Here is a 13,957-nt window from a genome sequence, read left to right as displayed (position 1 = left end):
CCCTTGGGGCGATACCTCATTTTCCGGGAATCGATACGCCCGCCTGACGCAAACCCTCTATGAAATGCTGCTGGTCTTCCGGGCGGTGAATTCGTAATGCGACTTCCTTGCGTGCGTTCTCGAGGAAGCCAGGCACGTTGGTTTCAAGCCATTCTCTCTCGGTACGAGCCAAATCCATCTTGCCGAGCTTTCCAAGGATGGCAAGCAATATGACATGGTAGACAGGATTGGCGTGAAGGTCCGCCGATCGGGCCCACCGTTCGGCGGCGACGTAGTCGTGTTCAATATAGCGACAGACCGCCAGTGCGGCCTCGAAATATCCAACCGGCCCGGGATTGCTCGCTACGGTTTTCGATACAAGGTCGCACCCCGAACGCCACTGACCAGACAGGGCGAGCCGGAACCCATATTCGCCCGAGAGCTCAGTGTCGTTGGGATTGATAGCATAAGCGCGCGCGCCGACCGTCAGGGCAGCGTTAACTTCGCCCCGGAAAAATAATGTAAGCATCTCCGCCTGCAGTGCGCGAACGTTCTGAGGGTCAAGTTCCACCGCACGCGCCGCAGCCTCGATCGCGTGCGCGAGCGACACGGTCGTCGATCGGTGCAGACGATATCGAAAGCGAAGCTCGTCAACATAGGTCAGTGAGAGTAGTGCCCATGCCGTCGCATAATCGGGAAACTGTGTCGTTGCTTGCTGAAGACACTCTTGAACGGTGGCATGTGTCTGCGGATTCAGATCGCCCCGATACCCGTAGTAGGCCAGGGTGCACGCATAAGCCTGCCAATCGCCCGGGACAGAGCGCATGAAGTGTGTGGCGTTGGCCTGGAAAACAATGCCGTATGGTTGTGCGATTGCGCTAGCCACTGCAGCAGCGGCGTTCTGCTGCAACTCGATGATCTTACGCGGCTGTAGTACTTCGTCATAGGTGTTCGCCCACACGACTGAACCATCGGAATGCTGGACTAACCGTATGCCCAGCCGAAGTTTGTCGCCATCGAGCCGGACCCGGCCTTCTAACGCAAAGGCCGGGTATTCCCGTTCGGCGCTATGAGGGTTCGGGGCTGCCGGCCCGGCGACCACAACAATCTCCTTGAACTTGGCGATGTTGCTGATGACCTCATCTGTTAGCCCGCGTGTGATCATCGCCGATTGCGGCGTTTGTGAAAGGTCTTCAAACGGCATCACCATCAGCTTCGGAATGTTTGGTCGAGTGCCGCCAGGCTTCGTGAGGCTCTCGATTGTCGTTGCCGCCGAGCCGAGAAATGCATTTGCTAGCAAACCGCATGTTAGGAGACCCACTGTGGCCACACTGACCCACAGCGCGGTCTGCTCAAGCGGAATGGAACGCGACTGAACGTTTGGGGCCTGTCCGAAGCTTAGGGGGTACGGCGCACCGTCCCGTTTTTCGAAGGCGGGCGCGTAGCCGCCCTTGGGAATTTTAATCACGATCGGATCGTTGCTCCCAGCAACGAAATAATAGCGCTCGAGGGCGCGTCGGATACGACCTGCTTCGATCCGTACGACTGGATCCGTTTGAGCATCGAAAGAAGAATCCCGCCCGAACACTTCGGTGGCGATGGAATAGGCCTTTATCCGGTCGGCACGACCCGCAATTGCCTCTCCGACAATGTAGGCCAGGAATTTGCGCGCTCGGTCCGGCACGTCGAATTCGGCGCTTAACCGTATTCGATCGAGTTGTGAAAGAATTTCCGTGTTCGTAGGGAGAGCGGTGGGCGATCCGGCTCGGACGCTCCCCCTGTCAGCAATTGTCATGTCCGCCCCTCATGGGCAAAACGTAGGATTGCAAAAAACTGCCCCGTATACTCTCGTATATTACGTCCATACCCCGGCAGAGCGCAATACAATCCGACGAGATAAAAAACATCTTTGAAACCAAAGGTGGAGCAGCGCAATGAATGGGGAACCGGACTGGAAACACTGCATGGCAGCGGCATTGCGGCGGTTTCCGGCGCGCTCCCTGCAAATCAGGGAGTTGTCGATGCGCGATGAGGACTTCAGGGGAATGTGCGAGGATTTTGCAGCCGCTGAGAACGCACTCGCGGCCGTCGATCAGCTTCCTGTGCATGTTCGCGAGGAGCGCCGCGCCGAGTTCAAGGGGCTTATAGAGAGCTTGGCAGCAGAAATTGCTGAAGCGCTTGGCCCGGCGGACGGGTTCATTTGACTGGAGGCATTTGTCTGCTCAGCGAAGGGCAGCGTTGTTACGCGGTTTAACGACAGGGAACAGCGGCGGGAGCCTCCGAACTGGGCGGCCCAAAGTTTTGGGAGTGGAGCAATGAATACCTCGATATCGGTATCCTGGGGCAGGCATATAAATGCCATTCCCCCACAGGCAGGCGAGGCAGCGTTGGCGTCGATCAGCAGCTTCGTTGACGGACAGTGCATTTACTCTTTCGGAGAACGCGCCGATCAAGTCTATCGGGTCGAATTCGGCGCGGTCCGCGTCTATAGACTAGCCGCGAATGGAAGGCGACAGATCCTTGCATTCCATTTTGTTGGCAACTGGTTTGGCCTGCAAAGTCGGGACCGGCACAGTTCGCATGCAGAAGCGATTGGGGTCACCGGCGTAAGATGCATCAGCCTTCAGGAAGAACCCCTTTTTCGGCCAGCTCTATTCTCCGCGGCGCTGGAAAACTACTCCGCTGCACAAGAGCATCAGCTCGTCATCGGTCGTCAAAGTGCGATTGAGCGCGTCGCGGCATTCCTGCTCGAGATGTCGGAGCGCTCGGACTATTCACGCAGGTTCGAGCTGTCCATGTCCCGAGTCGATGTGGCGGACTATCTCGCGCTGACGGTTGAGACGGTTTCGCGCTCGCTGACAAAGCTGAAGCACAGGGGCTTCATCGAGTTGCATGGCGCTCGCGGGATTGAACTCGTGGGATATCGAGCCCTTCAGAATTTATGCCTTTAGTGGTTGCTCAAGATCGCATGACGAGGGGCCTCCAATATCGCGCCAAAGCAAATCAAGTTAGCGGAAGGCTCCCGGCTCGAGCATCTTGTCGCTGTAAGGGGAAGGGATCTTTGGCGCTCCAACGTGGAGAAAAGGCTTTCCAACGGCCCTATGGCAGTCGTTGCATTCGGTTGTCATCAGGGCGAAGGACTGCTGAAATTGCTCGTCACTTCTTGCGACAATGGCCTCTTCGATCAAATTTGCGATCTTTTGCGTGTTAGCGAAATCGAAGTTGGACTTGTCAGGATGGCGAGAAACGTCATCGAAGCCTGTCTTTACCTGTTCCAATTGATAGCCGGCCAAAGCCCAGTTTCTTAACTTGACTGAGTACCAAAGCTTAGAGCGGTTGAGATCTATTTTAGTCATGATCTCGCCAACGCTGGGTACGTATTTGGTGGGCTGGTCAGCTGATTTGCCTGGTTGGTCAGCCGATCCATCGGAGCTGTCGAGTAGGAGCACCAGAGCGGCTACCGGAATTACCCACGTTGCTCGCATCCCGATCTCCAATTTTTTTGGATATAGGACCGTCAGAACGGATCCTGTATGTTTCTCAGCAGCGTAAGCCGATGTGCCACAAGCCGGATGGCGAAATAAGTAGCTATTCCGTCGGCGCGTCGGCGACGCTCGTTCGGTGGCCCAAGTTACTCCGCATGCTGAATAACTCTACGCTGTCATTTCGGTTGAGTCGTTGATTGTGATCAACAATGGTCAAATTGCACCGGAAAGGCTGCCGTCCGCCTTTTTCGCACATCAAACCTCTTCATGAAGGTCTGTGACCGGCGTGCACTCTCCAGCCAAATGAAAATTGATACGGTGCAAGTAACCTTCCATCGTCCGGAACAATTCGCCATTACTTGCAAGCATCAATTGCCAAAGGCTACCGTGTGGGAGTCATTCATTACTTTTTTCAGCTCATCGATCGCGGAAGCAGAAGGCAGCGTCTCTCCTTCGAGTTCGGGCGGCAGCTTCCAGCCGGGCTCAACCCCCTGCATGTTCGGTAGCTCGTGGGCAATGCCCTTGTGGCAGTCGATGCAGGTCGCCCTGCCCGGCAGCAGGTAGCGCGTATGGATTTCTGCTGCACGCTGCGTCTGCTTGGAAAGGTCCATCGCCGCTGAGGAGTGACAGTTGCGGCACTCGAGGCTGTCGTTGGCCTTGAGCCGCGCCCATTCGTGCTTGGCGAGTTCCAGGCGGTGGTCGAGGAACTTCTCGCGCGTGTTGATGGTCCCGAAGATCTTTCCCCACACTTCCTTTGAGGCCTGCATCTTGCGGGCGATCTTGTCCGTCCACTCATGCGGCACGTGGCAGTCGGGACAGGACGCCCGGACGCCCGAGCGGTTGGAGAAATGGATAGTGCGCGTCAGCTCCTCATAGACGTTGGCCCGCATCTCATGACAGGAGACGCAAAACTCCTCGGTGTTGGTGAGCTCCAAGGCGGTGTTGAAGGCGCCCCAGAAGATCACGCCCCCGACGAAGCCGCCGAGTGTCAACCACGAACGCCGAACGGCAGTTGATCAGCATGGACGAACGCGTTTTCAGCGGCTGAAAGGTCCTCGCACATCCCCTGAAGCTCTCGTCGCAGATCGACAACTCCCCTGATCTGCAATGCGCGTGCCGGGCAAACGACGCGATGCCGCCGCCAGGTTTTGAATTATGGTTATTCGGTGCATTCTATTTTCAAGTGCGACATGGCAACAAAAACAATGGCTTACCCCTTGGAGATTTTTGCATGTCGCAGTGCTATTTGCAGCTCACCCTTCCCGATCGCCGACGCGTGCATCAGCTTCTCGAACGCAAGGTGCCGATTGCTGAGATCGCCCGCCAACTCGGTCGGCATCGATCGACAATCGATCGTGAACTGAAGCGCAATACCTTTCATGATGCCGAGTTTCCGGAATACAGCGGCTATTACAGCGGCATCGCCAACGACATCTCCAAGGAGCCTCGGCGACGGCTGCGCAAGCTCAGCCGCCACCCTGAATTACGCGAACTGGTCATTGAGCAGCTGAAGGCACTTTGGTCGCCGGAGCAGATCGCTGGCCGCCTGCTTGCCGACGGTGTGAGCGCCCTGCGTATCTGCACGGGAAATGATCTACCGCTTCATTTATGGCAAGGAAGATTATCCGCTGCTGCTCTATCAGCATCTGCCGGAAGGCCGCCGCAAGCGCCGCCCGCGCTCCCGCAAGCCCCGTGATGGCTTGATCCCGGTTGACTGCAGGATCGACCAACGCCCTGATTTTATTGCCGATCGCTCGCAGTTCGGCCATTGGGAGGGCGATCTCCTGATCTTCCGGCGCGACCTCGGTGAAGCCAATGTCACCTCGCTGGTCGAGCGCAAGAGCCGCTACACGGTGATGATCAAGAATGGCAGCCGCCACTTTCGGCCGCTTATCGACAAGATCGTTGCTGCCTTCTCACCGCTGCCCGCCTTTGCCAGGCAGAGCTTCACCTTCGACCGGGGTACCGAGTTTCGCGGCTTCAAGGCTCTGGAAGATGGGATCGGTGCCAGGAGCTGGTTCTGCGATCCAAATTCACCGTGGCAGAAAGGCGCAGTCGAGAACACCAACAAGTGCATCCGCCGCTTTGTGCCAAGCGATACGGACCTGTCCGCCGTCAACCAGCCGCAACTGGTCGCCCTCGCCCATCATCTCAATTCACTGCCCAGGAAGTGCCTTGGTTACCGCACGCCCGCCGAGGTGTTCATGGCGCATTTGCGCGATTGCGGGTAATACTCTACCTTCCACTCGTCATTGTTGCACTTGGATCAGATTCTCCAACCCTCGCTCGTTCAATCCTGATCTACTATAGTACGGGCGTGCGAGACGACGGACACGCTAGAGAAAATGTTGCGCTTCCCCTAGGGGGCAAACCGCCGCTCACTATACTGAGGTTGCCCCGCTGCTTGATGGCGAGGTCGCCATATATTCGCCCCAAAGAGAGACCAGTATTCCGGTAGTATTGGATAGATACTATTCCTTCCTGTTGAGTAACGCTCGGGGCGGCCGGAGTTCTTCTCCGATCAATGGCTGCCCCTAGCTGCCGTGATGGCGGAAGCCAGCGACGACCGCGTGCGTTCACGTGTCGAAATAAGTCGGTCTTTTACAATCTGACGGGAGAATCCTATGGCACGGCTACCTAGCATGGCAGCGGCAGCGCTTGCGCTTGCCTCTTCCTTCCCCTTGATCTGTGTAACGACAACCCCGGCCTCTGCACAGTCGTTGAGTGCGGGGGACGATGGCGGAGACATCAGCGCCAGCGACCTGCGCGACTTCCTGCGGGATGCCCTTCGCGCCCGCAGCGATCGGCGCGATCTGATCCGGGACCTTGTCCCCGAGCGACAGGACGAGCTCTTAGATCTTCTCGGAGACGGCGGCGATCCGATGGGCGACCGCGGCGACCGGCTCGAGCGGCTTCGGGACCTCCTTGCCGCGCGGCGGGACCGCCGTGATGACCTGATGGAACTGATCGGCGACCGCGGTGACCGGCGCGAGCGGCTCATGGACCTGATCGCCGCGCGGCGGGACCGCCGGGATGAGCTCATGGATCTGATCGGAGACCGCGACGATCAGGGTGGAGGCCGCGGTCTCCTGCGGCAACGCCTGTTGGAGCGTCTTGCCGATGGAAATGACGAAGACTGCATCTTTATTACCCGCAGCTTGCGGGCCGAGAACGGTGACTGGCTGGCTTTCGTTCGCAGGCGGGTGTGCCGGGACTAGGCCATGGTGCCGTTTTGATATGCGTATGACCGCATGATTTTTTTCGAAACTCGCGATGGGTAACGAAGCAGATCCCGCCGGCGAATGCGCCCGCAAGTGAAAGGAGCTATGCGCTCCAGTGCCTGCTCGCAGGCGGAGTGCACCACGCCGGGTTTGGGAATTCCTGCGCGCCAACCGCGCACGAAGCCAGGAGAAGGTGAAATGAACAAGTTTCTTCTCATGACGGCAGGCCTCCTGCTGATGCCGCTTCCAGCCTTGAGTCAAAGCGCGCCCGACACCGGTTCTCGCGACCCGGGCTCGATCCACGATCGCGAAATCGAAGACCTGCTGCGTAGCATCACCGACGAGGTTTCCGGCGGGAGCGGTGGCCCGCGGCGCGGCGCCGCCTTCCTGCTCCGTAGCGGCGACGCGACAGTAGCAGTCCGTTGCGACCCGCGGGAATCGATGAAAGACTGTGTAGACCTGACCACGTCGCTGCTGGAAAAGGCTCGTTCTGCGATGCCTACGGGCGGCGGCGCTCCCGGAACCGCGCCGCCGCCGCGACCATAGCCTGCTGCTTCCCGATTTGTCGGAGCCAGCAAGTGGCAATTGCAGGGTGTTTACGATTCGAAGGACCAGGGAAGCGGCGTCATCAACGGTCACGAGTGCAATCTCCCGCAGGCCGAGCTCCAAAACGATCCGTCGCGCCGCCTGCGGCGTGACGTCGAGCGTCTTCGCCACCATGCTCGCCGACACCAGCGGCCGCGCCATGACCAGATCGACCGGTTCCGGCAATGTCGATGACGTGCGGCGCCCCTTCAGCTTCGCTCCATCATCGTTTTTGCCGGCGCCAGCCGGTCGTGCTCCTTCAGCGCGATCTCGCCGGCTGCAATCAGCCCATGGGCAACGCAAGCAGCCGAAAATTGCGATCGCGATGCCGGCGCCGTTCGACGGGCATGGTTTCGAGGCCGAGATTGATGGCGGCGAGATGCGCACTGGCGGTGACCCCGGCCTGGCGGAGGATGGAGGCGGCCAGCACGCGGCCGAGCCAGGGCGCATGCTGCAGGACACTCAAAACATTCCAGGCATCGAGCGCAACGATTGCCTGCAGCACCGGCGGCAGGTCGTGCGCCTGCCGCAGCACCCCGCGCCATTCTTCCAGCCGCGCGTCCTCGTCCAGTCGAGATCGTAGACGAGCAGATCTCGTTCCCGAGTGCCGGCCAACCGGGTCGCGTCGCCTGTTCAATGGGCCGCATCGGGTCAGGCCAGCACCGCGTCGATGGCGACGAACTCGGCGCCGAACCACTGACGTCGCCATTGCTTTCGTCCCCTCCCCCTGTCGACCGATCGACATCCGGATCCGTGGTAACCTCTACCGTGCCATCCGCAGCCGAGGATGCTGCAGGCGAGCCGGAGACGAAGTCGCGGCCGCGGAGACTGCGCAGGCCGGCGGCCGACAGACCAGGCGGCTGCGTATTGATGCGCCGCCGAGATTTCAAGACGTCGGGGGCGACGGTCAGTTCGTGGGTCGGTGTGCGGACATCCTTTGTCGCGTCGTCCAGCATGAGGTCCTCGAGATGGACGAGTTCGCCATCGATGTCGTTTTGCATTCAATTGGGTTCGTCCCCACTTGTGGCGGTAATTTTGGTCAAGCGGCAGCATGCGTGCCCTGAGCAGCTCCGGGCCAGCTCTGCCATACATTTCACGCTTGATTGTCCTCAGGCGGTTGATTTGGCCTTCCGCCTGGCCGTTGCTCCACGACAGTTCGATGGCGCTGCAGACGGCGTCAAGATCGCGGTGCAGGACGCGTGCGAACCGCTCAATTGCGACCAAGCCCGAATTAACGGCATCGTCAATCCACCTGTTGAGCTTGCCTGGATCACCGCTGCGAAAGATTCCGCGGAAGCGCATGCCAAGGACCGGAGCCGGCGACGCGCTGTCCTTGACGGACCTCTCCGGGCGGCGCCAACTTGCGAGAAGCCGCTCGAGATTCGAGAAACTGCCCGTGTAACCGCGCTGTTTGAGATCGTGGAACAGATGCCGTCCGCAGCGATTGCCATCTCTCCAGCACTGGGCGAGAAACGCCTCGAGATATAAGGGATGTCGGCTTCAACGCCGCCTTCTGTCGGTCGGGTGCCGTCTCGAAAGTCAACTATTTCGCGATGCTGCGCCGGCCGTAGCCGGTGCTACCTGCGATCTCCGAATAGGACAGACCTTCCTCATTCAATGCGTGCACAGTATCGAACACTAACTGCCGTGATTGTCGATGAGCGTGACGCCGGCGGCGGTGCCTTGCGTCAACGCGCGGATCCTGAATCAGATCGATTTGCGCGCCCCCGGTTCTTTTATCCGGCAGCAATGCTCGTCCAGTGGCGCGGCCGGAAAGGCTCATCTGATCCTCGATTGCGACCCGCAGATTCTGCATTAGATGGAACCGATCAGCGACATGACGCGCTTGCGGCGCACCCTCGCGAGCAGCTTGCCCGTACAGCCCGCATAGGTCTCGGCTGACGATCTCGACAGTAGGATGCCGCTTCAGGCATCGCGCTGCACTCGCCACGCTCCGGTCGCCAAGGATGTCTACAACCAAACGGCGCTCCAGGTCGACGATCATCGTGCCATAGCGCCATGATCGCCGCCAGCTCCAATCATCTATGCCAACGACCCGGATCGTGGCATCCCGGGAAACGAGCGCAGCATCCCGCTTCGGCTGCCGCAGGATCGTGTCGTCGCTGACCGGCATGCCGAGCCGTCGCATCAAGCGCTCGCCGGGCCGGCCGCCTGCGCTATGGCCGAGCAGGCCGCCAATCTCGGAGACCCTCCGTGTGCGGCGCGCGTAAGGGACCACAAGTTTCATCGGTACATGATGCGATGACGAGAGTACAGAATGGGCGACACTGCACGGCATTCGATTTTAAGGCAGCTACGCCCGGCCAAAACCGAGCTTCCGCAGGACCGCTTGTGCACGCTCAAATGCGGCTAGGAGAGAGCGTTCAGCGTCGACCAATTGACGCAACAGACTGCAGCGTTGCTCCACAATTATCCGATACCGGGCTGCAACTGCGTCCAGCTCTGTTGCAGGCGCCTTCTCGGCCTGACGATCAACCCATTCCTGCAGTAGCGCTCGCGCTTGCCCATCGAGGTCGTGCTTCCGCTGGCGAAGTCGGTCGGCGTGGCATTCTGCCTTATTGTACCGTTTAAGCGCCATCGCAGCTTCAAGTCTCAATTTCACCGGGAGTGGCCCGACAAGAGGGTTGGCTTTTCCCATAAAATCCAGCTCCGCCTACCAGCAGGCCTTCCTATTTTGGACATTGTTCAGAAACTGAAACAAGATTACAAGGGCAAAGCCGGAAGGGGCCGGCCGGTAAGATACCGCAGGCGGCAATGACGCGCGCGGTGTTTCTGAAGTGTTGAATGCACCGGCCCGGTCTATCTCAGAGGCGCTGCTCTTAGCGGCAATCGCACAAGTCGACCAACTGCAACGGTCCTTTTCAGTTTCAGTGCACCAGCGGGTGCGGATCATGCGTCAGGATAGAGGCTGTTGAGCGTATTCTCGACGGCCTTCATCGACGTCGCCGCTTCGGCCGCCTTCGATGGAATTTGCCTGCGAATTCCAGTTGGCGTTCACCCTCTCCCAAGTCGCGCCCCAAGCAACGAGGCCGCCGGCAAAGCCAAATAGGATGACAAGGGTATTGAGGTTGTATTCAAACCTCCTTTTCGGAGTTGCCACCATCTTTTCGGGTTCCTGTGTTTCAGACAATCCCCTGCCCTCGTAGTCTGGTGCGATTTACTGCTGCGCTTCGGCGTGGCGGGCGCATTCCGCCTTCGTCTCAAACTGCCGCAGCGCAGACACAGCCGACGCGCGCCATTACGCTCGCCATGAAAGTCCTGCCGGACACGCGCAGAGCGGCCGTTCCCGCCCCTTCAGTTGTAAGGTGAGTTGCACGGGCGGCGCGCACCCTCGAACGGCTGGAATGTGTCGTCGGCCAGTCGATACGATAGGTATCGCTCCTGGCACCAGCGAAGATGCTTGTTTGCGTCGATTACCCTTCGTTGGCGAAGGCGAAACTGTTGACGCACTCCGACCCGGGGACCCCCAACAGTTGCACCCGGGCCTATGCTGATGTCGGGCCTCATGCCGCGATAGCGGGAGCCGTAATTTGGATATCGCTGCTGCAGGAAGTCTCGGTACTCTCTCTCGATGAAGAGGTTATGGTTGGTGGTGCCTCCCGTACCGCCGTTGCAAATTCCTATGCATGTCTGGGCTTTTGCCGGCGACATACCTATTGCTGCGGCAAGCACCGCAAAGGCGAGCGTTGGGGCTTTCACAGACCTGACCTTCTTTCTGCCAAAAAGAATCGATCGAAGTGCTTACGTGCGGCCCCTACGTAACGCTTAGAATTCTGCAGGGTTCCTGTACCCAAAACGGCACCGCTTGTGGGGAACGCGAGCTGAGTTCGCTGTCGCTCGATCGATCCGCGATCAACCGCGCTCCAATTGACTGGCTATGCCGTTCACAGATACTTCTGCTCCAAAATACGCGGGTCAAGCGTTTCAGCCAACCGTCCACCACTCTACACCCGGCACTTGCCGGTGCCGAAGTCCCACTCCCCGGACGGCAAAGGTCAAAGCGAGTGCGGACATCGTCCGCAGTGCGGCCAGCTTCATTGTTCTGCCTTTCGATGGAGGTTCTGACGTCGTCGCCGCCCTGCCGGTAGAGGAGTGGAGAACATCACGCCATCCCCTCGACCCTTGCCACGGCCTTCCGATCGGCGTTCTTGCGCCAGTAGAGGAAGCCGGCAATTGCACCGAACGCGACGAGGATCAGGAGAAGGTTCTGCCACGGTATGCCGCCGATCACGGTGAGCAGCGAAGCGCCACCGCCGATGACAGATGGCGTAAGCTGCATGCCGGTGCGGCCGCGGTAAAGGTACCCGTCGCCATCTTTTCCCGGCGGGTTGCCGAGATCGGTGCGCGTGTCGTAGCGCTGCTGCGCCGGCGTCGGCCCCCAGATCTCGCGATCGTAGCGGAAGTCGCCGCTCTCATGCATGAGCTGGGCGAGATACTGCGCGAGCCGGTGCGGCCGATCCATTCCAAAGCAGTCGCCGTACTTATCCAGCGCCACGAGCATGGACGCGAGGTTGCTCTCGTTCACCCTGCCCTTTGCGGCAGCGCGAAAGTCCTGAGCGGTGATGGCGCTCCTTCGTTTCTCCTGATTGTCGTTGAGGGGTTGAGGTGCTTAGCGGGCTAAGCCGCACTGGCGCATGGCGGCCGGCAGTGTTCGGGTTTAAACTGATGTTGGTCGCTCTGCCCCCCTCGCAGGCGGCCGGGAGGCTCGTCACCGGCCCGCGGCCTTTGACGGGCCTCGCCATTGATCCACATCAATGGAAAAGGGACTGGGACATGGACGATACCGAAGCGAAGAGCGCCGGCCCGATCGAGCCGGCTTCTGACCTCTCGGAGATCGCGGCACAATGCGCCGCTACTAATCTTTTGGACGTTGCGGCACAGCTTGCCGGCCTCGCCGAGGATCTCAAAGCTCTAGCAGCTAGACCGATCGAGCCCATACCGACGTTGGCCGAGCCAGACGATCAGCCTTGAGCGAGCGGTCAGAGCCAGAATAGCGGGTCGGTCTGTTCTTAGACGCGAAAGGGCCCCTTCTCTCTCGACGAAAGAAGAGGCCCAGCGTCTGAGCGTTCGAATTCACAGACGCTTCCATTTACGTGCTGAGCGCGGTTGATGCAATCGAAGATCCCCGCGCCGGGGCACGGTTTTATCCATCTGGTTTTTTCCCTTGTTAAGGTGAATGTTGAAGTTGAGGTGCATTCTATGAACGCATGAAGCACCACCGAGACAACACCTAGGTACACTCAAGATGATTTCATAGACTTAGACTAGAAGCCACTCGCAGAACAGCGCGTGCCCGAGGGCGTTACAGGGCTGGCTCTGCTAGAGTCTTTCAGGTTTATATTGAAACATACCCTGCATGCCTGAGATAGGCGGCGCATTCGTGCGGGCCGAAGGCTTTGAGGATTTCGCCGACGCGCCTCCATGTCGCGTCGACGCTGCGCTCGTCGGCTTTGCGCAGCAGGGTTTTGAGTTTGGCGAACACCATCTCGATTGATGGTGTGGATGGCTCCTGCTTCTGTCGTGGCATTGCGGCATAGTCCGGGATGTCATTGTCCTGAACAAAGGAGCTATCCATGTCTGAACTTGCCACTGTTGGAATCGACCTGGCAAAGAGCGTCTTCCAGGTCCATGGTATCGACAAGAACGGTCGGGTTCTTGTGCGTCGCCAGCTCCGTCGCAGCCAGTTGCTCGCGTTTTTTGAGAGCGTGCCTCTTGCTTGATCGGTATGGAGGCTTGCTCGGGCTCCCACGATTGGGGCCGCAAGCTGCCGGAGATGGGACATGACGTTCGGTTAATGCCACCGTCTTATGTTAAACCCTATGTAAAACGTGGGAAGACAGATGCGGCGGATGCGGCTGCAATCTGCGAAGCTGTTACCCGCCCCTGGATGCGCTTCGTCGCCATCAAGAGCGAGGCGTTTACTTCGGTTCTCGTCCTACACCGTACGCGCGACTTTCTCGTTCGCCAGCGCACGCAGATTGGCAATGCGATCCGAGGCCATATGGCAGAATTCGGTGTCGTCGTGGCAAAAGGCGCGCAGAATGTCGATCGACTGAGGGAGCAACTGGATAGGCTACCAACAACGGCCCGAATGTCCCTCGATTTGCTCTTCGAACAACTTGCCGAGACGAACAAGCGGATCGAACAGTTGGCTGGCGAGATCGAAGACGCCCACGAGCAAGACGAAACAAGCCAGCGGCTGGCTACAATCCCAGGAGTGGGCATACTTTCGGCGACTGTTATCGCAGCGACAACGCCCGATGTCGGCAACTTCAGTTCGGCAAGAGACTATGCAGCCTGGCTTGGCCTTACGCCCAAACCGCATTCCACCGGCGGCAAACAAAAGGTCGGCCGCATCTCAAAGATGGGAAATCGCTACATCCGGCGTTTATTGTATCTCGGCGCGATGGCGCAGATCATGCTCAGACGTAGGCTCAAGCGCGAACCGGGATCGGATTGGTTGTCAAGCATGTTGATCCGGAAGAAGACGAAGGTCGTCGCCATCGCTTTGGCGCATCGCATGGCAAGAACAATCTTCGCAGTCCTCCGTGACGGCACGCGTTACGGGCCACAGGCTTCAGCCACCTGAATGGCTCTCGGAATGGTCAGAGCAACGTGAGGTGATGGCGAACAAGCGGAGACGAAGAACCAGGACGCCCCGATCAA

At 59.1% G+C, this 13,957-nt stretch carries 10 protein-coding genes and 6 pseudogenes; 7 read left to right on the top strand and 9 right to left on the bottom strand.

Annotated elements, in window-relative coordinates; genetic code table 11:
• Positions 1–16 precede the first annotated feature (16 nt).
• A complete protein-coding gene (locus tag CN933_RS29870; RefSeq protein WP_102763283.1) occupies positions 17–1,774 on the bottom strand; it encodes a hypothetical protein in 1,758 nt (585 codons plus the stop codon).
• Between the two features lie 139 nt (positions 1,775–1,913).
• Between CN933_RS29870 and CN933_RS29865 the strand changes: the two genes are divergently transcribed.
• Together CN933_RS29865 and CN933_RS29860 are read left to right on the top strand one after the other, a co-directional pair.
• The gene (locus CN933_RS29865; protein ID WP_015242497.1) at positions 1,914–2,183 is read left to right on the top strand and encodes a hypothetical protein; all 270 of its coding nucleotides are present in this window, start codon (positions 1,914–1,916) and stop codon (positions 2,181–2,183) included.
• 111 nt (positions 2,184–2,294) lie between these two features.
• Positions 2,295–2,930 (top strand): helix-turn-helix domain-containing protein, encoded by a 636-nt coding sequence (locus CN933_RS29860; protein WP_015242498.1) that lies wholly within the window; start codon positions 2,295–2,297, stop codon positions 2,928–2,930.
• 57 nt (positions 2,931–2,987) lie between these two features.
• On the opposite strand, the gene CN933_RS29855 is transcribed toward CN933_RS29860, so the two are convergent.
• On the bottom strand, positions 2,988–3,464 hold the full coding sequence (locus tag CN933_RS29855; RefSeq protein WP_027988681.1) for a hypothetical protein: 477 nt from the start codon (positions 3,462–3,464) through the stop codon (positions 2,988–2,990).
• Positions 3,465–3,832: 368 nt separating this feature from the next.
• A pseudogene (locus CN933_RS29850) lies at positions 3,833–4,462 on the bottom strand (NapC/NirT family cytochrome c); the annotation flags it as partial.
• 233 nt (positions 4,463–4,695) lie between these two features.
• On the opposite strand from CN933_RS29850, the pseudogene CN933_RS29845 reads away from it, so the two are divergent.
• From CN933_RS29845 to CN933_RS29835, 3 genes and pseudogenes are all read left to right on the top strand, one after another.
• A pseudogene (locus CN933_RS29845) lies at positions 4,696–5,695 on the top strand (IS30 family transposase).
• 393 nt (positions 5,696–6,088) lie between these two features.
• Positions 6,089–6,682 carry a hypothetical protein gene (locus tag CN933_RS29840; RefSeq protein ID WP_027988679.1) on the top strand — a complete coding sequence of 198 codons (594 nt, stop codon included), beginning with the start codon at positions 6,089–6,091 and terminating at the stop codon, positions 6,680–6,682.
• 201 nt (positions 6,683–6,883) lie between these two features.
• The gene (locus CN933_RS29835; RefSeq protein WP_027988678.1) at positions 6,884–7,231 is read left to right on the top strand and encodes a hypothetical protein; all 348 of its coding nucleotides are present in this window, start codon (positions 6,884–6,886) and stop codon (positions 7,229–7,231) included.
• A 99-nt stretch (positions 7,232–7,330) separates the two neighbouring features.
• Here CN933_RS29835 and CN933_RS32165 read toward each other — a convergent pair.
• The 5 genes and pseudogenes from CN933_RS32165 to CN933_RS29790 form a co-directional block, all read right to left on the bottom strand.
• Positions 7,331–8,259 (bottom strand): annotated as a pseudogene (locus CN933_RS32165) (RHE_PE00001 family protein); the annotation flags it as partial.
• Positions 8,260–8,314: 55 nt separating this feature from the next.
• A pseudogene (locus tag CN933_RS29815) lies at positions 8,315–9,503 on the bottom strand (ISL3 family transposase); the annotation flags it as partial.
• Between the two features lie 683 nt (positions 9,504–10,186).
• A pseudogene (locus CN933_RS29800) lies at positions 10,187–10,394 on the bottom strand (hypothetical protein); the annotation flags it as partial.
• 191 nt (positions 10,395–10,585) lie between these two features.
• The gene (locus CN933_RS29795; RefSeq protein WP_153416653.1) at positions 10,586–10,942 is read right to left on the bottom strand and encodes a BA14K family protein; all 357 of its coding nucleotides are present in this window, start codon (positions 10,940–10,942) and stop codon (positions 10,586–10,588) included.
• A 451-nt stretch (positions 10,943–11,393) separates the two neighbouring features.
• A complete protein-coding gene (locus CN933_RS29790) occupies positions 11,394–11,816 on the bottom strand; it encodes a hypothetical protein (RefSeq protein ID WP_180980852.1) in 423 nt (140 codons plus the stop codon).
• Positions 11,817–12,064: 248 nt separating this feature from the next.
• Between CN933_RS29790 and CN933_RS29785 the strand changes: the two genes are divergently transcribed.
• Positions 12,065–12,262, top strand: coding sequence for a hypothetical protein (locus CN933_RS29785; protein WP_026030075.1), 198 nt, complete (start codon positions 12,065–12,067; stop codon positions 12,260–12,262).
• A 364-nt stretch (positions 12,263–12,626) separates the two neighbouring features.
• Here CN933_RS29785 and CN933_RS29780 read toward each other — a convergent pair whose 3' ends face one another.
• Positions 12,627–12,866 carry a hypothetical protein gene (locus tag CN933_RS29780; protein ID WP_017276517.1) on the bottom strand — a complete coding sequence of 80 codons (240 nt, stop codon included), beginning with the start codon at positions 12,864–12,866 and terminating at the stop codon, positions 12,627–12,629.
• On the opposite strand from CN933_RS29780, the pseudogene CN933_RS29775 reads away from it, so the two are divergent.
• Positions 12,865–13,880 (top strand): annotated as a pseudogene (locus tag CN933_RS29775) (IS110 family RNA-guided transposase). The gene CN933_RS29780 and the pseudogene CN933_RS29775 sit on opposite strands and share 2 nt — an antisense overlap.
• Positions 13,881–13,957: the final 77 nt, after the last annotated feature.

This window comes from Sinorhizobium sp. M4_45, assembly GCF_002885915.1.
In the GTDB taxonomy this organism is placed as follows: Bacteria; Pseudomonadota; Alphaproteobacteria; order Rhizobiales; family Rhizobiaceae; genus Sinorhizobium; species Sinorhizobium meliloti_A.
This window is presented reverse-complemented; position numbering and strand designations above follow the sequence as displayed.